The sequence below is a fragment of the Aeromicrobium sp. UC242_57 genome (genome assembly GCF_044452305.1).
In the GTDB taxonomy this organism is placed as follows: domain Bacteria; phylum Actinomycetota; class Actinomycetes; order Propionibacteriales; family Nocardioidaceae; genus Aeromicrobium.
Genome location: NZ_JBIOAM010000003.1, coordinates 443,905 through 466,374 on the forward strand (window position 1 = coordinate 443,905; position 22,470 = coordinate 466,374).

The following is a 22,470-nucleotide window of genomic DNA, read 5'->3' on the forward strand; positions in this document are numbered from 1 at the left end:
ACATGTCACGCATCTGCCAGGTCACGGGGGCCGAGGTGGGGTTCGGGCACCACGTCTCGCACTCGCACCGTCGGACCAATCGGCGCTTCGACGCCAACATCGGACGCAAGCGCTACTGGGTCCCCAGCCTCAGACGTCACGTCACGCTGCGAGTCAGTGCGCGTGGCATCAAGGTCATCGACGTCCGTGGCATCGATGCGGTCGTCGCCGACATGCGTGCACGAGGGGAGAGGATCTGATGGCAGGCAAGAGCAGCGACATCCGCCCCATCGTGAAGCTGCGGTCGACCGCGGGCACCGGCTTCACGTACGTCACCCGCAAGAACCGCCGCAACGACCCCGACCGCATCGTGCTGCGCAAGTTCGATCCGGTCGTGCAACGGCACGTCGAGTTCAAGGAGGAACGCTGATGGCCAAGCGCAGCATGATCGTCGCGAACGAGCGGCGGCGCCTGATCGCCGAGCGGTATCGCGACCGCCGCGACGCCCTCAGATCGGCGAGCCGCGACACCTCGCTCCCGTTGGCCGAACGCATCGCAGCGGGACGAGCGCTGGCGGCCCTGCCACGCGACTCCTCGCCGGTGCGGGTCCGCAACCGGGACCAGGTCGACGGTCGCCCTCGGGGACACCTGGGCGTCGTGGGGCTGTCGCGCATCCGCTTCAGGCAATCAGCCCACCGCGGTGAGCTGCCGGGGATCACCAAGTCGAGCTGGTGAGGTGGGGACCCGATGATCGGGACTCGGGGGAGTAGGCCGAGCATGCACCCCGTCTAGCATCGGAGCGGTGACGTTCAGAACTGCCGTGGGTGCTGCCGAGGTCTTCCAGGTGACCGAGCTCGCGGAGTGGCCGTTCGCGCTCGACGAGATGTTCCCTGACGCGGCAGAGGCCGGGCTCGACGGCGCCACGGACCTGGTCCTGGCGATCCATGCCTACGTCATCCGCATCGGCGGTCGCACGATCGTGGTCGACACCGCGAACGGCAATGACAAGCAGCGGCCGAACCTGCTGCCGCACCACCTGTTCTCGACGGACTTCCTGAAGCGGTTCGCCGCGACAGGTGCTCGGCCCGACGAGGTCGATCTCGTGGTCAACACGCATCTGCACCCCGACCACTGCGGCTGGAACACCTGGCTCGACGGCGACGTCTGGCGGCCCACGTTCGCTGCGGCGACGCACCTGTTCGCCGCCTCAGAGCTGGCCTGGATCGAGGGCTGAGCGGGCAGCACGATCTTGGCGGTGTCGCAGCCGACCTGGTGAGGATGTACGACGACAGCGTGCGTCCGGTGCTCGACACCGGACGATGGCAGCTCGTCGTTGACGAGCAGGTCATCGCCCAGCACGACGGCACCACCGTGACGGTGCGCCTGGCGCCCGGCCACACCGCTGGCCATCTTGTGGTCGAGATCCGGCATCCGGGTGGTGGTGCCGTCATGTCGGGCGACCTGATCCACCACCCCGTCCAGCTCGGGCACCCGGATCTCTGCCAGGGCGGCGACGCCGATCCCGGTGTCGCGCGCGCCAGCCGGGGAGCGTTGCTGCAGCGCTGCATCGACGAGAACTTGCTGCTCATGCCGAGCCACTTCGCGGTGGACGCGCCGTTGCGGGTCGAGCTCGACCAGCAGGATCGACCGCAGCTGACTCCGCTCGACCCGACTCAGCTCGGCCGGTGATGTTGTCCCGTTGAACGGGACTTTGGCGTGGGCTGGTCGAGCCCCGCGCGACAGGCTTTCCTCGTGGCCGAAGAGGCCGCAACGGACCAGTTGCGAGGATCAAGATGTCTGCTGTCGGCAAGCCCCTGGTGATCGGGGTCAACGTCAACGAGAACACCATGCGCGCCCCCAATCCGCACGTGCCGTGGACCGCCGAGGAGATCGCGCAGACCGCCGCTGAGGCCGAGCAGGCTGGTGCGACGTTGATGCACTTCCACGCCAGGACGCCTGACGGCGGTGCCGACCACACCGCCGGCGGCTACGCCGAGGTCGTGCGGGCTGTGCGGCGCCGCAGTCGCTGCTGCTGGCGCCGTCGATGGCCAACCTGCCTGGCCACAGCGTCGACCAGCGGCTGGCCAACATCGCCCCCCAACCAGGACGATCCCGAGACGAGCGTCGACCTGCTGCCGATCGACATGGGATCGGCCACGATGGACCTGTTCGACCCGGCGGCCGGTGAGTACGCGACCGACGACCGGGTCTTCGTCAACTCGACCGCGCAGATCGCCGAGCTGATGCGGCGGGCACCGCAGCTGGGCCTGACGCCCTACCTGGCGTCGTTCAACCTCAGCTGGACGCGTGCCATCCTCGCGCACCACGCGGCCGGCCGGCTGCCTGCGTCGTTGGCGGTCGTCCTGGTGCTGGGTGGTGAGGAGTTCGTCGCCGCGCACCCAACGACGGCTGCCGGTGTGCGCGCGCACGTCGACCTGTTTCCGCCTGACCTCCCGGTCGAGTGGCTCGTGTCGAGCTTACCGCGGGGACGTGCTCGAGGTGGCGGCCGACGTCATCGCGGCTGGCGGCCACGTCGTGGTCGGCACAGGCGACTACCCCCACACCGAGCGCGGCTGCCCCACGACCCCTAAGTCGTGGGCCTGGTCGCCGAGATCGGACGAGACCTGGGACGCCAGCCCGCCACGGTGGCCGAGACCCGTCAGCTGTTGGGAGCGGTGCAGCATGCGAGTCGTTGACGAGCTGGGCACCGCTCCGCTCCTGGTGCTGGAGAATGCCGGGCTTCGGGTGTGGGTCATGGACTCCATCGCCTTTGCGTCGACCGACCTGCGCGGAGACATCATCGTCACCGGCTCGCACGGCGAACCAGTGCCGGCGAGTACGCGGCGTCGTTCGGTGTCGCCGTGGTGGCGTGCAATGACGCAGGCATCGGCAAGAACCAGGCCGGTACGGCCGGGCTCGCCGCCTTGGACAGCAGCGGGATCGCCGGGATCGGGGTCGGACATGACACCGCCCGGATCGGCGACGGTCTCGACACGTGGGAGAGCGGACGCGTCAGCTTCGTCAACGCTCGTGCTCACGGCTGGGCATCCGGGTCGGCCGGCCGGTCAAGGAGCAGCTGGCCCTGCTCGTCGCACGGGAAGGAGACACCGATGTTTCGTGACGTGGTGTGGTCGGACGGCGGTGTCGACATCGTCGTGATGGACAGCATGTCCCAGACGACCGACGGCGACCGAGGAGCCATCGTCGTGGCGGGATCGAACGGCGGACAGGAGTCGGGCCGGGTGGGCGTGCACGCCGGATGCGCGTTCGTGCTGCTCGAACGACGCCGGCATCGGCAAGGACCGGGCCGGAGTCGCCGGGCTGGACGTCCTCGAGGCCGCCGGCATCCCCGCAGCAACGGTCAGTCATGAGTCGGCAGAGATCTCCAACGGCCCCGACATGTGGGAGCACGGTGTGGTGTCGACCGCCAATTCTGCCGCCACCGACCTGGGCTTCGCCCCCGGCGCGCTGGCCCGCCCGCTGCTCCTGGCACTTGGCACGAACCTTGCGAACTCACCTGGAGGACACCCATGAGCGGACAGCTGTTGAACCGGCGCGAAGACTTCGTGCAGGAGGGCGCTCGACGGGCTGGAGCTCGCGCACTCCGACCTGATCCGGGTGCATCGTGACCCGTTGTTCGTCGTCCGTCGAGAACCGGCGCAGGGCAAGGTGGCCCTGGTGTCGGGCGGTGGATCGGGACATGAGCCTCTGCACACGGGCTTCGTCGGCACCGGGATGCTCGACGCCGCAGTTCCCGGTGCGGTCTTCAGCAGCCCGACGAGCTTGCAGGTCAGGGCCGCCGTCGAAGCTGTTGAGACGGGTGCCGGAGCCGTCGTGATCGTCAAGAACTACACCGGCGACGTGCTGAACTTCTCGATCGCAGCCGAGCTGCTCGACGAGCGGGCGATCGAGATCGTGGTGGTCGACGACGACCTGGCGACCGATGGCCAGCAGGAGGGCGGCCCCGGACGTCGCGGCACCGCCGCCGTAGTCGCGGTCGAGAAGATCTGCGGTGCGGCGGCCGAGCGCCGGGCCCCGGTCGGAGAGGTCGCGGCGATCGGCCGCGACGTGGTGGCCCGCTCGGCCACGCTCTCGGTCGCCTTCGAGGCATGCACGAATCCGTTGACCGGTCTGCGCTCGTTCGACCTCGCCGAGGACGAGATCGAGTTCGGCGTCGGTATCCACGGCGAGCGTGGTGTCGAGACCCGCACGTCGGCCCCGGCGCACGGCTCGTCGCCTCGGTCGTCGATCCGCTCGTCGAGCGCCTCGGCCTGCGGCGCGGTGACGACGTCATCGCGATCGTCAACGGTCTGGGTGCGACGTCGCCGCTCGAGATCGGGGTGGCCACCCGCGAGGTCCACCAGGCGTTGTCGGCTGCAGGCGTCACGGTGGCGCGCACGCTGGCCGGTCCCTATGTCACGGCGCTCGACATGAAGGGGTTCTCGGTGACCCTCACCTCGGCCTCTGCGCAGCTGATCGACCTGTGGGACGCGCCGGTGCGCACCCCGGCCCTGACCCGATGACCACGAACAGGAGCACCATGACGACGCCCATCGAAGACAGCCTGCTGACCGGGGCAGAGATGACGGCCTGGCTCCGCGCCTTCGCCGAACGAGTCATCCGCGAGGTCGACACGCTGACCGACCTTGACCGACGTGCCGGCGACGGCGACTTCGGCTGGAACATCAGCCGGCGCTCGAGCGAGTCACACCTCGTCTCGCCGAGGACGCGGAACGCTCCCCGGCCGAGGTGCTCGCGATCGTGTCGGAGTCATTTCTCGGTGCAGGTGGCACCAGTGGGGCGCTCTTCGGCCTGTGGTTCGGTCGACTGGCGAAGGGTTCTGCCGAGCCCTGGGCCTCGGCCGAGCTGGCCCGGGTCGTCGTCGACGCGACCGCCGCGGTGCAACGACTCGGCGGGGCGCAGGTCGGGCACAAGACCATGGTCGACGCCATGGTCCCTGCCACGGCCGCCCTCGACGAGAGCCGGGACCTCCCGTGGCGTGCTGCTGTAGCGGCTGCGGCCGTCGCGGCCGCAGAAGGCGCCGCCTCGACCGAGCAGATCGTCGCCGTCCGCGGTCGGGCCAGCTACATCGGTGAGCGTGCCCGGGGCGTCATCGACCCGGGTGCACTGGCCGTCGCGTGGTTCTTCGCCGCAGCAGACGAGGTGGCCGCATGACCAGCCTGGCCGACAAGGTCATCGTCACGATCGCCCCGACCGGGGGATTCCTGACCAAGGAGCACACCCCGTACGTCCCGACCCAGCCGCAAGAGATCGCTGACGACGTCGCGCGGTGCGTCGATGCGGGCGCGAGCGTCGCGGCCCTGCACGCCCGTCGCCCGGACGACCTGGCCACGTGCAGCGCCGAGATCTACCGCGACATCAACGACCGGGTCCGGCAGCTGCGCGACGTCGTGATCAACAACTCCACCGGAGGGGGCGTGACCGGAGACCTGCTGCGCGTGCGTGACGACGGCTCGCGCGTCATCGACTGGGAGGCCCGCTGGCAGGGACTCGACGGCGGTGCCGACACGTGCACCCTCGACGCCATCACCGCCTACGTCACGGCGCCCGACGGCACCGAGGTGCTGATGGACACGCCGACGCAGAAGGCCATCGCGCTGGCCGCTGCAATGCTGGAACGCGGCATCAAGCCGGAGTGGGAGGCCTTCAGCCCCACCCACCTGGCCCGCGAGGTGTCGATGCTGACCGCGCTGGGCTTCGACACGCCGCCGTTCAACGTCAACCTGGTGCTGGGCCTCGACTCGTCGTTCCAGAACGCCCTGGCCTACACGCCGGCCAACCTGCACTTCATGGTCGACGCGCTGCCCGAGGGCTCGGTCTTCAACGTCAGCATCAGCGGGCCCGACCAGATGCGGGGGCTGACCCACGCCCTCACACTCGGCGCCCACGTGCGGGTCGGCATCGAGGACAACGCCTTCCTGCGCCCCGGCGAACCCACCGAGAACGTCCGGTTCGTCGAGAACATCGTCGAGATCATGGCTCGGCTCGGACTCGAGCCCGCCACCCCCTCGGAGGCCCGCGAGATCCTCGGGCTTCCCACCCGAAAGGCCGACGCTCATGTCGAGTGACACCCCGTCCCACCGGCTCCGATCGCAGGACTGGTTCGGTGGCAAGGACATCAACGCCTTCATCCACCGCTCGTGGATGAAGAGCCAGGGCACGCCCGACCGGATGTTCGACGGACGTCCCGTCATCGGCATCTGCAACACGTTCTCCGACCTGACACCGTGCAATGCGCACTTCCGCGACCTCGCCGAGGCGGTCAAGCGGGGCGTCATCGAGGCAGGCGGCTTCCCGGTCGAGTTCCCGGTCATGTCATTGGGCGAGACAATCGTCCGGCCGACGACGATGCTCTACCGCAACCTCGTCTCGATGGACGTCGAGGAGTCGATCCGGGCCAATCCGATCGATGGCGTCGTGCTGCTGTGCGGCTGCGACAAGACGACCCCGTCGCTGCTGATGGGGGCGGCCAGCTGCGACCTGCCGACGATCGTCGTGTCCGGCGGGCCGATGCTCAACGGACGGATCAAGGGGCGCACGGTCGGCAGCGGAACGTCGCTGTTCGAGATGAGCGAGGACGTGCGGGCCGGCCGCGTCACCGAGTGCGAGTTCCGTGCTGCTGAGTCGTCGATGTCGCGGTCACCGGGGCACTGCAACACGATGGGCACGGCCTCGACGATGGCGTCGCTGGTCGAGGCCATGGGCATATCGCTGCCCGGCAATGCGGCGATCCCCGCAGTCGACGCCCGGCGCCGGTTGCTGGCGCAGGACTCAGGCCACCGGATCGTCGAGATGGTCCACGAAGACCTGAAGATGTCGCAGGTCGTGACCCGCGACGCGCTCGAGAACGCGATCAAGGTCAATGCCGCGATCGGCGGCTCGACCAATGCCGTGCTGCACCTGCTGGCGCTGGCCGGACGGTTGGAGGTCCCGCTCGAGCTCGACGAGTTCGGCGAGCTAGTCGAGGGCATCCCGCTGATCGTCGACCTGATGCCCGCTGGCCGGTTCCTGATGGAAGACCTCTATTACGCGGGCGGGCTGCCGGTCGTCCTGAAAGAGCTCGGGGCGATCTTGCACGAGCAGGCGCTGACGGTGAACGGCTCGACGATCGGCGAGAACGTCGCCGATGCGGAGTCGTGGGACAGCGAGGTCATCCGCACCGTGGCAGATCCCCTGCTCGCCGATGCGGGCATCGCGGTCCTGCGGGGGAGCCTCGCCCCGGCCGGTGCCGTCATCAAGCCGGCCGCCGCGTCGCCGCACCTGCTGCGGCACACCGGCCCGGCCCTGGTGTTCGAGAACATGGACGACTTCATGGCCCGGATCGACGACCCCAGCTGCCGGTCGACGAGAACACCGTGCTGGTGCTGCGGCACGCCGGTCCGCAGGGATTCCCAGGGATGCCGGAGGTCGGCAACCTGCCGCTGCCCAAGAAGCTGCTCGCCGCCGGTGTCACCGACATGGTCCGGGTCTCGGACGCCCGGATGAGCGGCACCGCCTTCGGCACGGTCGTGCTGCACGTGGCGCCCGAGGCAGCGGCCCGTGGTCCGTTGGCTGCGGTGCGCGATGGTGACCTGATCAGCCTCGACGCGGCCGCTGGGACGCTGGACCTGCTGGTCGAGGCCGATGAGCTGGAGCGCCGGCTGGCCGAGGTGGCCCCGCGTGAACGTCCCGCATCGGGCTACTCGCGGCTCTACGTCGACCACGTGATGCAGGCCGACCAGGGTGCCGACTTCGACTTCTTGGTCGGGATGCGTGGAGCAGAGGTGCACGGTGACAACCACTGACGTGGGTCGCCAGGTCGTCGTCCTCACGGGAGCAGGCAGCGGGGTTGGTCGCACGATCGCCCGTGCGCTGCTCGACGAGGGCCATCACGTCGTGCTGGCCGGACGGACTGTGAGTGCGCTCGAGGAGACCGCCGCCGGCGCAGATCGTGCCCTCCTCGTGCAGACCGATGTCACGTCCTCGGCCTCCGTGCGGGCGCTGTTCGACCACACGGTAGAGCGGTTCGGCCGGGTCGACGTGCTGGTCAACAACGCCGGAGTCTTCGGCCCGGCGGTCACCGTCGATGCCTTGACGGACGACGACTGGGCCGCTGTCATGGCGACCAACGTGACGGGAGCGGTGTTCTGCGCACGGGAGGCCGTGCGGGTCATGCGCACCCAGTCGCCCGGTGGCGGCAGGATCATCAACAACGGCTCGCTGTCGGCACACGTCCCGCGGCCGGCAAGCGTCGCGTACGCCGTGAGCAAGCACGCCATCTCAGGACTGACCGCCTCGATCAACCTCGACCATCGCGCACACGGCATCTGCTGCACCCAGATCGACATCGGCAACGCCGCCACCGCGATGACCGCCGGGGTCGGCGTCGACGCTCTTCAGCCCAACGGGACCCGGCGACCGGAGCCGACGATCGATGCCGCCCACGTCGGTGACCTGGTGGCCCGGCTCATCGCGCTGCCGCTCGACGTCAACGTCCCGCAGCTGACCGTCATGGCACGCGAGATGCCGTTCGCGGGTCGCGGCTGAGGCGTGCCGGTCAGCTCTGGAGCACGATCAGCTCTGCAGCACCGGGCGCACGATCGAGCGCGCCTCGGCGAGATCGCGCGAGATCGTCAACGCCGTCGTGCGCACCGCTGCATCCATGCGGTTGGCGTCGATGCGTCCCACGACACCAGACATCGACACCGCTGCGAGCAGGGTGCCGTCGGGGGCCAGGATCGGCGCAGCCACGCCGACGATCGTCGGGAGCGACTCCTGGCGGTCGATCGCCACGCCGCGCTGGCGGATCTTGTCGAGCTCGGCGTCGAGCACCTGGCGGTCGACGATCGTGTGGTCGGTGAACCGTTGCAGCCGCGGCGGGTAGGACACGTCCTCAGCGGGGGTGAAGGCCAGCAGCACCTTGCCCGATGCGCTCGCGTGGGCCGGCCACCGGCCCCCGGAGTGCTGGGGCAGACGTGGTCCTTCCCGACCGCGGAACACCTCGAGGTGGACGACGTCGAAGCCGTCGAGCAAGGCCAGGCCGACGTTCTGCTGGGTCGCCTCGTGCAGCGTCGACAGGTGGCGCTTGGCCGCCTCGCGCAGGCTCCGCTGCCGTGGGACGGCCTCGCCGATCTCGAACAGCAGCAGGCCCGGCCGGTAGTCGACGCCGTCACGCTCGAGCAGCCCGACGCGGACCAGCTCTGGCAGCATCCGGTAGACCGTCGACTTCGGCAGGCCAGTGCGACGGGTCAGGGCGGCTGCACTCAACGTCCCCTTGCTGTCGCGGAACTGCTTGAGGATCTCGGTCGCCCGTCCGACTGCGGTGGTCTCGCCGTCGAGTCGGTGGAGGGGGCTCATGAGTCTCAGACGCCGGTGGGCGCTGCCTCCTGCCGGGGAGAGGTGATCGAGTGCGATGTCGACGAGCATATCTTCCTGACCACCGATCAGCTTGCGACGGCCGACCTCGGTCAGCAGCTTACGCACGTCCATCCCGTAGGTGCCGGCGACACGTTCGGCATGCCGCAAAAGCTGGAGTAGACGCCCGAGTAGCCGAGGGTCAGGGTCTCGCGGTCGACGCGCACGGGGCGGTCCATGAGCGGTCGGACAAGGTCGTCGGCCGCGTCCTGCAACGTCGCAAGGTCGCAACGGTGGTTCCAGCCGTTCAGCGTCGCGACGGCGACGAACGGCTCGATGGGGCAGTTGCCGGCACCTGCGCCTAGGCCGGCGAGCGATGCGTCGACGCGGAACACGCCCTCCTCGACAGCCGCGAGGCTGTTGGCGACCGAGAGGGAGAGGTTCTCGTGGGCGTGGATGCCGATCTGCGTCGTCGGTTCGAGGACGTCGCGGTAGGCGCGGACGCGGGCGGCGACGCCGTGCGGGGTCAGGTGCCCACCGGAGTCGGTGACGTACACGCACTGGGCGCCGTACGACTCCATGAGGCGGGCTTGCTCGGCGAGCTGGGTCGGCTCCGCCAGGTGGCTCATCATCAGGAAGCCCGAGACGTCGAGCCCGATCTCGCGGGCGTGCACGATGTGCTGGGCCGAGACGTCGGCCTCCGTGCAGTGGGTCGCGATCCGGACCGAGCGGACGCCGAGCTCGTGTGCGCGGTTGAGGTCGTGGACCGAGCCGATGCCTGGCAGGAGCAGCGTCGTGAGCCTGGCCTGCTTGATGACGTCGGCGGCTGCTTCGAGCCACTCCCAGTCGGTGTGCGAGCCGGGGCCGTAGGTCAGCGACCCGCCGGACAGTCCGTCGCCGTGCGACACCTCGATCGCGTCGACCCCGGCGGCGTCGAGGGTCGATGCGATGCGTCGCACGTCGGCGGGGGAGATGCGGTGACGGATCGCGTGCATTCCGTCCCGGAGGGTGACGTCCTGGATGTAGAGGTCGGTCATCGGGCAGCCTTTGCAGGTGAGCGGGTGGCGATGGTCTCGGCGACTCGCAGTGCGGCCGAGGTCATGATGTCGAGGTTTCCGGCATAGGCCGGCAGGTAGTGTGCGGCGCCCTTGACCTCGAGGAACACCGAGATCTGGTGCGTGACCGGCGGTGATCCGGCCGGCAGGAGCGTGTGGACGGGCTCATCGGCCTCCAGCTTGCGGAGCTGGACCTCCTGCTTGAGCCGGTAGCCCGGCACGTACTCCGCGACGGCGGCGACCATGTCGACGATCGACTGGCGGATCTCGTCGTAGTCGGCGTCCCCGATCAGGCAGGTGACCGTGTCGCGCATGATGAGCGGCGGCTCGGCGGGGTTGAGGATGATGATCGCCTTGCCGCGGCCAGCGCCGCCGACCTGCTCGATCGCGGCCGAGGTGGTCTCGGTGAACTCGTCGATGTTGGCACGGGTGCCGGGTCCTGCTGAGCGCGACGAGATCGATGCCACGATCTCGGCGTAGGGCACCGGGGTGATGCGGCTGATCGCTGCGACGACGGGGATCGTGGCCTGCCCGCCGCACGTCACCATGTTGACGTTGGGTGCGTCGAGATGGGTGTCGAGGTTGACCGGGGGCACCACGAACGGACCGATCGCCGCCGGGGTCAGGTCGATCAGGCGCTTGCCGAAGGGTGCCAGCTTCGCAGCATTCGCCTCGTGGGCCTTGGCGCTGGTCGCGTCGAGGACGATGTCGATCGAGTCGAAGCCGTCGAGTGCGATGAGTCCGTCGACCCCGTCGGAGGTCGTCGGCACGCCGTACGACGCAGCGCGTGCGAGACCGTCGGAGGCCGGATCGATGCCGACCATCGCGGCGATCTCCAGGGTCGTGGAGAGTCGGAGGATCTTGATCATCAGATCGGTTCCGATGTTGCCGGAGCCGATCACGGCCACCTTGGTACGAGTCACGGAAAGCTCCTCAGCTTAATCAGTCAGAGGGACCACTGTGCGGTGGAGCGATGCGACGCGACGAGAGACATGTCCCGATGATCGGGACGTATCTGTCGTTGATCGACGCGTCGCCCGTCACAGGCGGGTTTCACGGGTCGACCCGTCACGAGAGCCAATTCACAGGATGCTCCATGCCCGCCATGACAGGGATTTCAAGTACGTGTCCCGATCAACGGGAACGCGTTGTGTCGGCGGTCACAAGGCGCGGTCTAGGTTCACCACAGAAGCCACCAGCGCGACGGATGGAGACCTGTATGACCAGCCTGACCGAACGAGACGTCGGCACCGCCGGCTCCCGATCGACGGCCCGGCGTGACGTGCGGCCCGTGGTGCTCGGGGCCTTGGGCTGCATCCTGGCCCTGGGCACGTGGGAGCTCGCCTCGCGGCTTGCGATCGTGCCGCCCACCGAGGTGCCGCCAGCGTCCGAGGTGCTCGTGCTGCTGGCCAAGATGGTCACCGAGTCGTCGTTCTGGTCGGCCGTCGCCGACACCATGACCCAGTGGGCCCTCGGATTCGGCCTCGCCGTCCTCATCGCCGTGCCTGCCGGGCTCGTGCTCGGATCGTTCGAGGTCGTGTGGCGGGCCTTCCGGCCCGTGATCGAGTTCTTCCGCACCGTCCCGGGCAACGTGCTGATCCCGCTCGCGATCCTACTGTGGGGGCTGAGCCTGAACAGCGCGGTCTTCCTGATCGTGTTCGGTTGCGTCTGGTCGCTCACGATCCAGACGATGTACGGCGCCCACGACGTCGAAGAAGGTGCGCGTCACACGGCCCGGGCATTCCAGCTGCAACGGCTGGGAGCGAGCCCGGTGGGTCATCCTGCCCAGTGCCCTGCCGCACATCGCGACGGGCCTGCGCATCGCGTCGGCGACGGCGCTGATCGTCGCGGTGAGCGCCGAGATCCTGATCGGCGTCGACGGGATCGGCAAGGACATCGCGCTGGCCCGGACCGCCGGTGCCGTCGACCGCATGTACGCGCTGATCCTCGCCTCCGGCGCGCTCGGCATCACGATCCACCTGATCTTCTCGCGCCTGGAACGTCACTTCCTGCGCTGGCACGAATCACAGAGGGGGACGGGCCGATGAGGTCGCAACGTCTGACATATCTCGCCGTCGAGATCGGCACGACCGTCGTGCTCGTCGCGGCTGCCTGGATCTACCTGGCCGGCGACCGCGGCTACGCGTGGACCTCGGTGCCCACGATGCTCGAAGCGTTCCGGGATGCCTGGATCTTCGACCGGTTCACCTCTGACGTGCTGCCGAGCCTGTTGCGCCTGGCGCTCGGCTTCTCGGCCGCCGTGATCGGCGGAGTCGCCTTCGGCATCCTGCTCGGCGTCAGCGACGTCGCGCGCATGCTGTGCCTGCCCGTCGTCAGCTTCTTGCGGTCGATCCCGGCCGTTGCGATGCTCCCGCTGTCGATCGTCCTGTTCGGTATCGGCACGGGTCAGAAGGTCTCGATCATCGCCTTCGTCTGCTGCTGGCCCGTCGTGCTCGACACTGCCGACGGCATCGCCTCGCTCAACTCGACCATGATGCTGACCGCTCGGTCGTACCAAGTACGTGGCACCGAGCTCGTCCGGCACGTCATCATCCCCGGCATCATGCCGCGGATCTTCGCCGGCATGCGGGTCAGCCTGTCGCTGGCCGTGCTCCTGCTCGTGACGAGCGAGATGGTCGCCGCAACCAGCGGTATCGGCTACTTCGTGTGGCAGGCGCAGCTGACCTTCTCGATCCCCGACATGTGGGCCGGGATCATCCTGCTCGGCCTGCTGGGCTACGGGCTCAACCTCATCTTCAACGCTGTCGAACGCCGGGTCTGTGCCTGGGACACCTCCATGAAGGGAAACCGCCGATGAGTCTCCAGGCTCCAGAGATCTCCACCACCACGAAGGCCGTGGCCCAGCCGCTGCTGCGGGTCGAGGGCATCTCCAAGACGTACGTCAGCGACGGGCGAGAGATCCGCGCGATCGGCGACATCTCGTTCGACGTCGCCGAGAACGAGTTCGTGTCGATCGTCGGTCCCTCGGGATGCGGCAAGACGACGTTGCTCAAGTGCATCTCCGGCCTGCTGGAGCCGAGCGGAGGACGGGTCAGCCTGCGCGGCAGCGACGTCGTCGCGCCGCCCAAGGCAGCTCGCCGTCGTGTTCCAGGACTACAGCCGTTCGCTGTTTCCGTGGATGACGGTGCGGCGCAACATCGCCCTGCCGTTGCGCAAGCGCGGTGACGCGGCCGCGTCGAAGCGCCAGGTCGCCGAGGCGCTCAAGGCCGTCGGGCTCGAGAACTTCGGCGAGGCTACCCCTGGCAGCTGTCCGGCGGCATGCAGCAGCGCGTCGCGATCGCCCGCGCGTTTGGCCTACCAGCCGCAGGTGCTGCTGATGGACGAGCCGTTCGCGTCCGTCGACGCGCAGACCCGGGCCGACCTCGAGGACCTCGTGCTCCGGGTGCGTCGTGAGTTCGGCATCACAGTCGTGCTCGTGACCCATGACATCGACGAGTCGGTCTACATGGGCGACCGCGTCGTGGTGCTCGGCAAGCCGCCGACCACCGTCCAGCACGAGCTGGTGGTCGACCTCCCAGAGGTCCGCGACCAGATCAGCACCAAGGAGGCCCCGAGTTCGCCCGCCTCCGCGCGCAGGTCTACCGGGCGATCAAGGGCGAGTCGACGGCAGAACCGTCGGCCGACTCGAATTCTCGGAACCCATCTCGGACCCCCCATCTCGGACCCCCCATCTCGGAAACTGCCAGTGATGACGACCAACGAAGGAATCCACACATGAAGCTCACCCACCTGCGCAAGGGGCTCGGTCTCGCGACCGCCCTGGCCGCACTCGTGACGATGTCGGCCTGCGGCAGCAGTGCGTCCGATGACAACGACCAGGCCGCCGGCGACGGCGAAGCTGACCAAGATCGTGGTCGGCATCAGTCCGTGACACCGTTCGTCCAGGTGCCGCTCGGCGTCGACAGGGGTCTGTTCAAGAAGCACGGCCTCGACGTCGAGGTCAAGATCATCTCCGAGGCGACGACGATCCCGCCGGCCGTTCTGGCTGACCAGATCGACTTCGCTGCCTGGTCATATGCGAGCTTCGCCTCGCTGGCCAGCAAGAACCTGCCGCTCATCACGGTCGGTCCCGGCGACACCGCGGGCACGGATCTGGCCAGCGACTACACGCAGCTCGTGACGACCAAGAAGTCCGGCATCGCCGCGACCAAGGATCTGGCGGGCAAGAAGATCGCAACCAACTCGCTGGCGTCGCTGTCGGAGGTCCAGACGCGCGTTGCGCTCAAGAATGCCGGGGTCGACCCCGACTCGGTCGAGATCGTGCCGATTCCGTATGCCAACCAGGGTGCTGCGCTGGCTAGTGGCCAGGTCGACGCGGCGCAGATGGCTGAGCCGTTCTTGACCAAGGCCAAGAAGGACTTCGACATCGTCTCGCTGGATGCGCTCGACGTCGCGATCATGCCCAATCTGCCCGCGTCGACGTGGTTCACGTCGAAGAAGAAGGTCGAGCAGGACCCGGACGTCGTCCGCAAGTTCCAGCTCGGGCTGCGCGACTCGTCGGAGTACGCCCAGTCGCACCCCGACGAGGTGCGGGCCTTCCTGCCGCAGTTCTCGGTGTCGACGAGTCGATCGTCGCCGACATGATCCTGCCGACCTGGGTCACCGAGGTGGATCCGGCCAAGGTGCAGACCGTCGTCGACAAGATGTACGAGTTCGGAGCCGTCGACAAGAAGATCGACATGTCCGACTACATCACGGACTTTCCGCTGAAGGACTGAAGCTCTGACCGCAGGGGCCAGGCGATCTCGCCTGGTCCCTGCGGTGTTTCCGGGAACCTCTTGACGCATCACTTGTTTTTTGCAAGTGTGAAGTTCTTGACCAGGACCCACGAGAGCGAGAGCACCATGACTGCGATGTTCGTCAACCTACCGGTGACCGACCTGGAGCGCGCGAAGGCGTTCTACACGGCGCTCGGCTTCACGATCAACCCGAAGTTCACCGACCACAACGCTGCCTGCGTCGTGGTCGAAGAGGACCACAGCGACTTCATGATCTTGGTCCGTGAGTCTTCCAGACCTTCACCGATCTTCCGCTCGGCGATCCGGCCGTCAACCCGTCGGTCGCCGTCGCGCTCTTCCAGGACAGCCGCGAAGACGTCGACGCCGTCACCGACAACGGTCTGGCTGCTGGTGGTTCTGAGGCGCGTCCTGCTTCCGACTACGGGTTCATGTACCAGCGCCAGCTCACCGACCCCGACGGCAACATCCTCGAAATCGGCTGGATGGACCCGGGTCGCGGCGGAGCAGGGCCCCGAGGCCGCTGCGAACACACAGGCCTGACGCTCTGTGGCTGCGCGCGACTACGGGCAGTACTGCGGGTCACGCGCGCCCTCGAGCTCGTGGGGGAGCGGTGGGCGCTGCTGATCGTCCGCGACCTGCTCGTCGGACCGCGCCGCTACGGTGAGCTCGCCGAGGGGCTGCCGCGCATTCCGTCCAACATCCTCGCGTCACGACTCAAGGATCTGCAGGCGGCTGGCATCCTGCGTCGGGCGCCACGCTCGCGGGTCATCGTCTGACGCTGACGCCGTACGGTCGCGAGCTCGAACCTGTCGTGCTCGCACTCGGGGCCTGGGGCTTCAAGGCGATGGGTGATCCGCGCGAGGAGCAGGTCATCACGCCCGACTCGATGACCATGGCGTTGCGGACGGCGTTCCGGGCCGATGTTGCTGCCTCGCTGCCGGCGACGTCGTACTGGACACGGCTCGGCCCGGCTGAGCTTGCTCGTCCGGGTCGACGGTTCTGACCTTGACGTGACGCGTGGGGACGGGCCAGTCGACCTGGCCTTCGCCGCGGGGCCCGGCATTCGTCAGCGATCTCCAGGTGAGCTCGCTCCGGATCGCGCGATCTCGACCGGTGTCGTCGAGGTGCTTCGCGGGCGCGGGGATCTGCTCGAGCGGTTCGCGAGCACGTTCCACCTTGCGGCGTAACGTCTGCGGTCATCTATAGGCGTCTCGCCGGTGTGCGATAGAGACGACCTCGATGACGACCTGCTCGTCGACGATCCGGTAGATGACTCGATACTCGCCGCGCCTGGCTGGATAGAGGGCAAAGAGCGGCCCGTTCAACTGTCTGCCCAGCCGCCTGGGGTTGCTGGCGAGGGCGCCGGTGATCGGCTGGCAGGTGTCACAGTGCCGCAGAGGGGGGGCTGGAGGGGCGAGCCGCAAACTAGTAGATGAAGATACTTGCCAGACACGCCTTCGGCGTCTGGTCGTAGAAAGGGTCCTCCTCGATGAGATGGACCCATCCGCCACCGATGGTCACTTCGTCGCCAAGCGAGTAGGTGCGTCCTTGACTAGACACCGAGTACGGGTTGGATCCGACGGTCGTCCCAGGTGGCCAGATCACGACTGCTCTGCCTGCGATGGAGTCCTTGACCACGGACTGGGATGCAGAGCCTGGTGTTGGGATAGGCGTCGCGCCGGCTAATCCGAGGCACCCCTCAACGTCGGCCAATCGCCCGGTGATAGAGGGTGGGTACGGCTCTCCGCCCACGCGAACCAGCACGGCAGGTCCATCCGAAGGCGTGTGTACTTGAGCGAAGTCCTCGGATGCTGCCGCGTTCGTCGTCGGACAGGAAGAATGCAGAACCGAAAGGTGACGAAAAGACCGCGTACGCGACCAGATAGTTGAGTGCTACGCAGACGGCGATGCTCACACCGAGAGGAATCGTACGGCTCTTACGAGTCTGAGCTGCCACGGTCGTCACGCGGTCACCCTAGTGTCGTCCGTGGTGTGCTGTCTGTCGATTGACTCGGGGATCGTCCAGCGTGGCCGCGTGCTGCATCAGTGGCCGCCTACCTGCGATGGCGCATCATTGCTCTGTGATCAGCGCGTCTGATCTGGTGACGGTGAAGTGGGTGACGGCGACATGGCAGAACCGTCATCTAGACCGCGTCGAGCACGTCAGGGTTCTCGCACGCTTGGCCGAAGGCAGCGATGCGCGCCCTGATCTCGCGGCCCAGCAGCCAGCGTCCGATCGGGTCAGCGAACGGACGCAGCCACGCTGGCTTGGCGGACCAGGTGTACTTCCAGACGGCGCGGGTCCCGGCAACCCCGTCTCGGTCCTCGGGGGTGAAGCGCCAGCCACCGCCGAAGGTCGCGAAGAACCACGGACCGTCCTCCATCGTCATGCCGACCGATGTTGGAGGACGGTAGGAGACATAGCGGCTGATCATGGTTGGTCCGATGCGCGCCCGAGTCAGGGTCCGAACCCCTTTGCCCGGCCGGTCGGCGTCGATCAGGTGCTGGTGCCGGATGAACGGGTCCCAGCTCAGCCGGACCTCCCCGGTCGTCTGTGAGACCGCGAACGCTGTGTCCGGTTCGACCGGGACCCACGCTTCTGCTGTGACCTGGGGCATGTGCTGCAGCATGTCATGCCCTCGGCGGACCGGGGCCCGGGCAAGCGCCGGCTGTCTCAGACGCGGTCGTGGAGCGTGATCTGATATCCGTCCGGATCGGCGAACGTGAAGGTCCGGCCGAACGGGCCGTCGATCGGTGCGGCGACGATGGTGCGGCCGTCGGCGACGAGAGCATCGTGGATCTCTTGAACGTCTGTGGCGTGGAGCCAGATCGCGGCACCGATGCCGGGCTGGGCAGCTGAGGCGAGATCGGTGCCGGGGATGAGGTCGCGGAGTGCGAACGCGATCGGCTTCGTCTCGAAGACCACGGCGTGCGGAGGTCCGGCTTGCGAGCGAACGAGCCCGAGGTACTGCTCGTAGAACGCCTGCGAAGCGTCGAGGTCGCTCGCTTGGAGCGAGATGAAGTCGGGTCCGGTGACGGGCATGAGGTTGCTCCTTGTGTCTGTGTCAGTTTTCTGACATAGGTGAATGTATGTCAGAATACTGACATGAGTCAAGACGGTGTCGATCTGCAGACCTCGCTGGGCTATCTCCTGAAGGAGGCGTCGAGCGCGCTCCGCGCCGCCATGGAGGAGGTCCTGCGACCGCTCGGCATGACAGTGACGCACTACTCCTGCCTCGAGCTGCTGGCCCAACGACCGGGCCTGTCGAACTCAGACCTCGCGCGCGGTGCGTTCGTGACTCGGCAGTCGATGAACGTGCTGCTTCAGGCGCTGGAGCGAGACGGCTACGTGACCAGACCCGCAGAAGCGCCTGTCGGAAAAGCCCTGCCCACCCGGCTCACGCCTCGCGGTCGACGAAGTCTCGAGAAGGCGACGGTGGCGGTCAGGTCGGTCGAGGTCAGGATGCTGGCTGGGATGACGGAGGCCGAACAGCTGGCAGCGTTCCGAAGCTGCAGAGCATGACCCGCTCGCTGCGCGACGGTGCCTGACGTGCGATGCGCGCGCGGTTTGTCAAAAAGCACTGCAATATCTATGAATTTCGACGTCGACTCCCTGGCTGCTCTGCCACGATGACCTGACCATTCGCCGTGTGATCTGTGGGTCACGCGCTGGCCAGGGAGTCGACCATGAATTTCGATGCGCTCAAGAAGTTTCTTATCGTCGTGGGAATCCTCGGATTCGTGGGCCTTCACGGCTACTTCCTGCTGAAGATCGTGCGGGCGGACGGTGTTACCGCAGATCTCTCCGGAGTCGCCGTCGGCATCGGCGCGACTTTGACGGGTGTCCTCGGTGCAGCATTTGCGGTGGCGATGGGGGTCAAGGAGATCGCTGGCAATAATCGCGGCATGGACGCGTTCCGCGCCGGCCCTACGAACGAGCAGATACTCACGGTGGGCGTGTGGACATATGCCTTGGTGGGGCTGGCCAGCACGCTGGTGTACGTCTTCAACAGCGACGAGACGCCCGGAAGCATCAGCAGCTTGGCGTTGGTCTTCGTCGGCTACGTGGCCGCAGTCATCTCCAATGCCTACAAAGGGGCGTTGTCGACTCCCTGAGTCACGGCCGGCCAATTCGCAGGTCTGCTGGGGCCTGCCGTCTCGCGTTCGAAGCAGGAGTTCAGCTCGCCACGACAGCCACGTTGGCGCGACCACCGTCGACGTCCAGCACGATGCCGTGCACGAAGGACGCTTCATCGCTGGCCAGGTACACAGCAGCTTGCGCAACGGCCTCAGGTGAACCGATCACGCCAGCGGGCGTACCCGCCATGAACGGTGCCACTGGGCTGGCTGGGTCGTGACCGCCATCGAGGATCACACCGGGTGAGATCGCGTTGACACGGATGTTCTGCGCAGCGAATTCCGACGACCATGCCCGGGTGAGAGTCTCGAGCGCACCCTTGCTGGAGGCGTAGAGTGCGCCGGAGCCGAGACCGAGCTTCACGACCCAGGAGCCCAGGTTGATGATCACGCCGCCGCCGGCTTCGGCCATCGCGGGGACGACTGCCTGGGTCAGGAAGTACGGCGCCTTCACGTTGACCCCGTAGATCAGGTCGAAGGTGGCTTCGTCGGCGTCGAGGGTCCGTGCCGGAGGGAATACTCCGGCGTTGTTCACCAGGATGTCGAGCCGTCCACCGACCGCGGCTACTGCCTCGGTCGCCAGCTGGTGGGAGCTCGCCTGCGATCCGTTGAGGTCTGCGGCGATGAACGTGGCGAGGCCGCCGAGAGATTCGATCTCGGCCACGACCTCGGCGCCACGCGCTTGGTCACGTCCGGACACGACGACGTGGGCTCCTTCGGCCGCAAGGGCGAGGGCGATGGCCTTGCCGATGTTGCTGGTCGATCCGGTGATGAGTGCGGACTTGCCGCTGAGTCGAGTAGTCATGTCATTGACGGTAAGGACCCGAAAATGGACTTCCAAGTCCAGAACGGTGACCATGGGATGGTGAGCCAGTTGACCGTGAAGGGCGCCGCCACCCGCGAACGGATCGTCGCCGGTGCTGCCGAGGTGATTCGTGAGAACGGCATCGACATCACGCTGGACGACATCCGAGCGCACACCAGGACCAGCAAGAGCCAGATCTTCCACTACTTCCCGGACGGACGCGAGGAGCTGCTGCTCGCGGTCGCGCGTCATGAAGCCCACCGGGTCATCGAGGAGCAGCAGCCCTACCTCGGACAGCTGACGACCTGGGCGGAATGGATCGACTGGCGTGATGCGGTGATCGCCCGGTACGAACGCCAGGGCGTGCACTGCCCGCTGAGCACCCTGACGTGGCACCTCGGGTCCACCACCGAAGGAGCCCGGGACATCGTCCGGCGGCTGATGCTCAACTGGGTACGACCGTTGCGCGAGGGCATCGAGGCGATGCAACGCAACGGCGAGACAGATCCTGCGATCGACTCGGCCGCGTACGCGCGGGCAATCGTCGCATCAGTCCAGGGCGGCGTGCAGATCCTGATGGCCACTGGCAGCACCCAGCACCTCGTGGACACCCTCGACCTCGCCCTGAGCAACCTGCGGACTGGGCCGGCGGCCGCCGATCTCTAGGTTCGCCCCTGAGCGCTCAGCTTGCGCGAGTTTGCCCGCGATCGAGCGGATTGAGCGAGAACTGGGTGCTGACACCGCTTGAAATAGTGGAAACCCCACCATGCGAGACGAAGATTTGCTGAGATGCTCTTGGAGCGGGAAGCGCCCGCGCTCGGAGGACTCCCATGAACACACCACGACGTAGGTTCGGCATGCGCTTCGCAGCCTTGGCAACGGGGACCGCGACCGTCCTGGTCGGTGCGGTGCTGGTCTCGGCGCCAGCCCAGGCAGAGACCACGTACGAGAACGTCTTCGGGGGAGTGACCTACACGTTCAGCGACGCTCATCCGAGCGACGGGGCGCGGGTCACCAACTACACGCCGAACCCGGGCCAGACCGAGGTGAACATCCTTGCCAGCGTCACCCTCGGCGGCGCCTCTCGGCCGGTCAAGGGCATCAACTCGTCGGTGTTCGCGAACGAGAACGAGCTGACGGCAGTCCACTTCAACGGCACCAACCTCCAGGACATCGGTACGGCAGCCTTTCTGCAGTCCAACGTCGCAGCAGTCACCCTCCCGAGCAGCCTCACCTTCATCGGCAACGACGCATTCCGCAACGTCAGCTGGAAGAACGTCGTCATCCCGAACAAGGTCACCTTCATCGGCAGCCAAGCGTTCTACGACGGGCTCGTCGAGACGGTCGTCATCGGTGATCACGTCACCTCGATCAACGAAGGCGCCTTCGGGGCCAACAGCAATCTGCGGTCAGTGCGGTTCCTGGGCCCGCCCCCGACCACCATCTACTCGGCCACTGGCGGCCTTGCGCCCGAGTCGTTCGAGACAGACGGCGCAGACCCGCTGATCGTGCACTACCCGGCAGTCCACGCCGCTGCGTACGGCTTCCCGGCGACGAAGTGGAAGGGTTACTCCACGATGAAGGGGCTGGCCCCGACCATCACTGGCAAGACCCGTGAGGGACGCACTCTCACCGCGCGCACCGGCACTGTCGTGCCGTCCGGCGCCAGCCCGACGGCCTTCAGCTACACCTGGTACGCGAACGGTGCCCCCGTGAAGAAGGGCGCTGCCAACACCCTGCTCCTGGGCAAGCGGCACGCAGGCAAGCGCATCAACGTCGCCATCACATCGACCTCACCAGGCCCTGACACCGAGAAGAAGACGTCGGCCAAGACGTCCCCGATCAGCTCGCGCCACAAGCGCCTCGTGCTGTCGACCCGCACAGTGAAGAAGGGGACGTCGTTCGTCGTCAGCGCCACCGGCCTGAAGCCCCATCAGAAGGCCAAGATCCAGCTCGATGGAAAGACCCGCTGGAGCGGCAGGGCCAACGCCAGCGGCACCATTTACCGGTCGGTGAAGTTCGCGTCGAGCACCAAGGCTGGCAAACGCACCGTCAAGGTAACGGCCAAGAAGTCCAAGGGCAAGCCGAAGTACAGCATCAGCACTCGGGTGAGCTTACTACAAGTAGATCGGGTCTGGAACGGAGCGTCCTGTGGAAACAGGAGCCTCATCGTTCGTGCCTCGACCTGCTGTTCTACCACCGTTCGCTCAAGCGCCTGGCCAGATGAAGCTGTACCTGAAAATGGCTAGACAGGTACGAGCGTCAGGAGAGTGAAGGACTGCCGATCGGGCTGATCCTGTGCACAGAGGCCAGCCGCCGAAGCAGGTGCTTGAGCAACGGCTCCAAGCCATGCTGAAGAACGCGCAAGAGCGCATGGCCC

30 protein-coding genes and 3 pseudogenes are annotated in these 22,470 nt (G+C 67.2%); 26 read left to right on the top strand and 7 right to left on the bottom strand.

Annotated features, from left to right (window positions below; genetic code table 11):
• Window positions 1–2: 2 nt before the first annotated feature.
• The 13 genes and pseudogenes from rpmB to ACHMWU_RS12555 all read left to right on the top strand — a co-directional run bounded on the left by rpmB (window position 3) and on the right by ACHMWU_RS12555 (window position 8,526).
• Window positions 3–239 carry a 50S ribosomal protein L28 gene (gene rpmB / locus ACHMWU_RS12495; RefSeq protein ID WP_396044100.1) on the top strand — a complete coding sequence of 79 codons (237 nt, stop codon included), beginning with the start codon at window positions 3–5 and terminating at the stop codon, window positions 237–239.
• Entirely contained in the window at window positions 239–409 is a 171-nt protein-coding gene (gene rpmG, locus ACHMWU_RS12500) for a 50S ribosomal protein L33 (RefSeq protein WP_396044102.1), read from the top strand. The genes rpmB and rpmG overlap by 1 nt, the downstream gene beginning before the upstream one ends.
• The gene (gene rpsN, locus ACHMWU_RS12505; protein WP_396044104.1) at window positions 409–714 is read left to right on the top strand and encodes a 30S ribosomal protein S14; all 306 of its coding nucleotides are present in this window, start codon (window positions 409–411) and stop codon (window positions 712–714) included. The genes rpmG and rpsN overlap by 1 nt, the downstream gene beginning before the upstream one ends.
• A gap of 67 nt (window positions 715–781) precedes the next feature.
• Window positions 782–1,213: an MBL fold metallo-hydrolase gene (locus ACHMWU_RS12510; RefSeq protein ID WP_396044106.1), complete on the top strand. Its 432-nt coding sequence runs from the start codon at window positions 782–784 to the stop codon at window positions 1,211–1,213.
• A gap of 44 nt (window positions 1,214–1,257) precedes the next feature.
• Window positions 1,258–1,668: a hypothetical protein gene (locus tag ACHMWU_RS12515; protein WP_396044108.1), complete on the top strand. Its 411-nt coding sequence runs from the start codon at window positions 1,258–1,260 to the stop codon at window positions 1,666–1,668.
• A 104-nt stretch (window positions 1,669–1,772) separates the two neighbouring features.
• Window positions 1,773–2,570, top strand: a complete 798-nt coding sequence (locus ACHMWU_RS12520) for a 3-keto-5-aminohexanoate cleavage protein (protein ID WP_396044110.1) — start codon at window positions 1,773–1,775, stop codon at window positions 2,568–2,570.
• 273 nt (window positions 2,571–2,843) lie between these two features.
• Complete coding sequence (locus ACHMWU_RS12525; protein ID WP_396044112.1) at window positions 2,844–3,350, top strand: hypothetical protein; 507 nt, start codon at window positions 2,844–2,846, stop codon at window positions 3,348–3,350.
• Window positions 3,351–3,597: 247 nt separating this feature from the next.
• A pseudogene (locus ACHMWU_RS12530) lies at window positions 3,598–4,502 on the top strand (dihydroxyacetone kinase subunit DhaK).
• Window positions 4,503–4,656: 154 nt separating this feature from the next.
• Complete coding sequence (locus ACHMWU_RS12535; protein WP_396046709.1) at window positions 4,657–5,154, top strand: DAK2 domain-containing protein; 498 nt, start codon at window positions 4,657–4,659, stop codon at window positions 5,152–5,154.
• Entirely contained in the window at window positions 5,151–6,068 is a 918-nt protein-coding gene (locus ACHMWU_RS12540) for a 3-keto-5-aminohexanoate cleavage protein (RefSeq protein ID WP_396044114.1), read from the top strand. Before ACHMWU_RS12535 ends, ACHMWU_RS12540 begins: the two co-directional genes overlap by 4 nt.
• A complete protein-coding gene (locus tag ACHMWU_RS12545; protein WP_396044116.1) occupies window positions 6,058–7,485 on the top strand; it encodes a dihydroxy-acid dehydratase in 1,428 nt (475 codons plus the stop codon). The genes ACHMWU_RS12540 and ACHMWU_RS12545 overlap by 11 nt, the downstream gene beginning before the upstream one ends.
• Window positions 7,398–7,784, top strand: coding sequence for a dihydroxy-acid dehydratase (locus ACHMWU_RS12550; protein ID WP_396044118.1), 387 nt, complete (start codon window positions 7,398–7,400; stop codon window positions 7,782–7,784). The genes ACHMWU_RS12545 and ACHMWU_RS12550 overlap by 88 nt, the downstream gene beginning before the upstream one ends.
• Entirely contained in the window at window positions 7,771–8,526 is a 756-nt protein-coding gene (locus tag ACHMWU_RS12555; RefSeq protein WP_396044120.1) for an SDR family oxidoreductase, read from the top strand. Before ACHMWU_RS12550 ends, ACHMWU_RS12555 begins: the two co-directional genes overlap by 14 nt.
• Before the next feature lie 27 nt (window positions 8,527–8,553).
• Here the strand turns inward: ACHMWU_RS12555 and ACHMWU_RS12560 are convergent, their stop codons facing one another.
• The 3 genes and pseudogenes from ACHMWU_RS12560 to ACHMWU_RS12570 all read right to left on the bottom strand — a co-directional run bounded on the left by ACHMWU_RS12560 (window position 8,554) and on the right by ACHMWU_RS12570 (window position 11,311).
• Complete coding sequence (locus ACHMWU_RS12560; RefSeq protein ID WP_396046711.1) at window positions 8,554–9,405, bottom strand: IclR family transcriptional regulator; 852 nt, start codon at window positions 9,403–9,405, stop codon at window positions 8,554–8,556.
• A pseudogene (gene dmpG / locus ACHMWU_RS12565) lies at window positions 9,382–10,370 on the bottom strand (4-hydroxy-2-oxovalerate aldolase); the annotation flags it as partial. The pseudogene dmpG and the gene ACHMWU_RS12560, both read right to left, overlap by 24 nt.
• Window positions 10,367–11,311, bottom strand: a complete 945-nt coding sequence (locus ACHMWU_RS12570) for an acetaldehyde dehydrogenase (acetylating) (protein WP_396044122.1) — start codon at window positions 11,309–11,311, stop codon at window positions 10,367–10,369. The gene ACHMWU_RS12570 and the pseudogene dmpG, both read right to left, overlap by 4 nt.
• 795 nt (window positions 11,312–12,106) lie before the next feature.
• On the opposite strand from ACHMWU_RS12570, the gene ACHMWU_RS12575 reads away from it, so the two are divergent.
• The 9 genes and pseudogenes from ACHMWU_RS12575 (at window position 12,107) to ACHMWU_RS12615 (ending at window position 16,335) form a co-directional block, all read left to right on the top strand.
• Window positions 12,107–12,436: an ABC transporter permease gene (locus tag ACHMWU_RS12575; protein WP_396044124.1), complete on the top strand. Its 330-nt coding sequence runs from the start codon at window positions 12,107–12,109 to the stop codon at window positions 12,434–12,436.
• Between the two features lie 116 nt (window positions 12,437–12,552).
• Window positions 12,553–13,206, top strand: coding sequence for an ABC transporter permease (locus ACHMWU_RS12580; protein WP_396046714.1), 654 nt, complete (start codon window positions 12,553–12,555; stop codon window positions 13,204–13,206).
• Window positions 13,203–14,127 (top strand): annotated as a pseudogene (locus ACHMWU_RS12585) (ABC transporter ATP-binding protein). Before ACHMWU_RS12580 ends, ACHMWU_RS12585 begins: the two are co-directional and overlap by 4 nt.
• Window positions 14,124–14,993, top strand: coding sequence for an ABC transporter substrate-binding protein (locus tag ACHMWU_RS12590; protein ID WP_396044126.1), 870 nt, complete (start codon window positions 14,124–14,126; stop codon window positions 14,991–14,993). The pseudogene ACHMWU_RS12585 and the gene ACHMWU_RS12590 overlap by 4 nt, the downstream one beginning before the upstream one ends.
• A complete protein-coding gene (locus ACHMWU_RS12595; RefSeq protein WP_396044129.1) occupies window positions 14,990–15,127 on the top strand; it encodes a hypothetical protein in 138 nt (45 codons plus the stop codon). Before ACHMWU_RS12590 ends, ACHMWU_RS12595 begins: the two co-directional genes overlap by 4 nt.
• A 126-nt stretch (window positions 15,128–15,253) precedes the next feature.
• Window positions 15,254–15,688, top strand: coding sequence for a VOC family protein (locus ACHMWU_RS12600; protein ID WP_396044131.1), 435 nt, complete (start codon window positions 15,254–15,256; stop codon window positions 15,686–15,688).
• A gap of 59 nt (window positions 15,689–15,747) precedes the next feature.
• Window positions 15,748–15,924 carry a winged helix-turn-helix transcriptional regulator gene (locus tag ACHMWU_RS12605; RefSeq protein ID WP_396044134.1) on the top strand — a complete coding sequence of 59 codons (177 nt, stop codon included), beginning with the start codon at window positions 15,748–15,750 and terminating at the stop codon, window positions 15,922–15,924.
• A 35-nt stretch (window positions 15,925–15,959) separates the two neighbouring features.
• Window positions 15,960–16,151 (top strand): hypothetical protein, encoded by a 192-nt coding sequence (locus tag ACHMWU_RS12610; protein WP_396044136.1) that lies wholly within the window; start codon window positions 15,960–15,962, stop codon window positions 16,149–16,151.
• Window positions 16,152–16,158: 7 nt separating this feature from the next.
• On the top strand, window positions 16,159–16,335 hold the full coding sequence (locus tag ACHMWU_RS12615; protein ID WP_396044138.1) for a hypothetical protein: 177 nt from the start codon (window positions 16,159–16,161) through the stop codon (window positions 16,333–16,335).
• Window positions 16,336–16,344: 9 nt separating this feature from the next.
• Here the strand turns inward: ACHMWU_RS12615 and ACHMWU_RS12620 are convergent, their stop codons facing one another.
• From ACHMWU_RS12620 to ACHMWU_RS12630, 3 genes are all read right to left on the bottom strand, one after another.
• Window positions 16,345–16,659, bottom strand: a complete 315-nt coding sequence (locus ACHMWU_RS12620) for a type II toxin-antitoxin system RelE/ParE family toxin (RefSeq protein WP_396044140.1) — start codon at window positions 16,657–16,659, stop codon at window positions 16,345–16,347.
• Window positions 16,660–17,292: 633 nt separating this feature from the next.
• Window positions 17,293–17,766 (bottom strand): SRPBCC family protein, encoded by a 474-nt coding sequence (locus ACHMWU_RS12625; protein ID WP_396044142.1) that lies wholly within the window; start codon window positions 17,764–17,766, stop codon window positions 17,293–17,295.
• Window positions 17,767–17,822: 56 nt separating this feature from the next.
• The gene (locus tag ACHMWU_RS12630) at window positions 17,823–18,191 is read right to left on the bottom strand and encodes a VOC family protein (RefSeq protein WP_396044145.1); all 369 of its coding nucleotides are present in this window, start codon (window positions 18,189–18,191) and stop codon (window positions 17,823–17,825) included.
• A 63-nt stretch (window positions 18,192–18,254) separates the two neighbouring features.
• Here ACHMWU_RS12630 and ACHMWU_RS12635 point away from each other — a divergent pair, with 63 nt between their 5' ends.
• Window positions 18,255–18,671 (top strand): MarR family winged helix-turn-helix transcriptional regulator, encoded by a 417-nt coding sequence (locus ACHMWU_RS12635; RefSeq protein ID WP_396044147.1) that lies wholly within the window; start codon window positions 18,255–18,257, stop codon window positions 18,669–18,671.
• 164 nt (window positions 18,672–18,835) lie between these two features.
• Complete coding sequence (locus ACHMWU_RS12640; RefSeq protein WP_396044149.1) at window positions 18,836–19,264, top strand: hypothetical protein; 429 nt, start codon at window positions 18,836–18,838, stop codon at window positions 19,262–19,264.
• Window positions 19,265–19,325: 61 nt separating this feature from the next.
• Here the strand turns inward: ACHMWU_RS12640 and ACHMWU_RS12645 are convergent, their stop codons facing one another.
• A complete protein-coding gene (locus ACHMWU_RS12645; protein ID WP_396044151.1) occupies window positions 19,326–20,090 on the bottom strand; it encodes an SDR family NAD(P)-dependent oxidoreductase in 765 nt (254 codons plus the stop codon).
• 24 nt (window positions 20,091–20,114) lie between these two features.
• On the opposite strand from ACHMWU_RS12645, the gene ACHMWU_RS12650 reads away from it, so the two are divergent.
• Window positions 20,115–20,756 carry a TetR/AcrR family transcriptional regulator gene (locus ACHMWU_RS12650; RefSeq protein WP_396044153.1) on the top strand — a complete coding sequence of 214 codons (642 nt, stop codon included), beginning with the start codon at window positions 20,115–20,117 and terminating at the stop codon, window positions 20,754–20,756.
• A 191-nt stretch (window positions 20,757–20,947) separates the two neighbouring features.
• Window positions 20,948–22,339 carry a leucine-rich repeat domain-containing protein gene (locus ACHMWU_RS12655; RefSeq protein ID WP_396044155.1) on the top strand — a complete coding sequence of 464 codons (1,392 nt, stop codon included), beginning with the start codon at window positions 20,948–20,950 and terminating at the stop codon, window positions 22,337–22,339.
• Window positions 22,340–22,470: the final 131 nt, after the last annotated feature.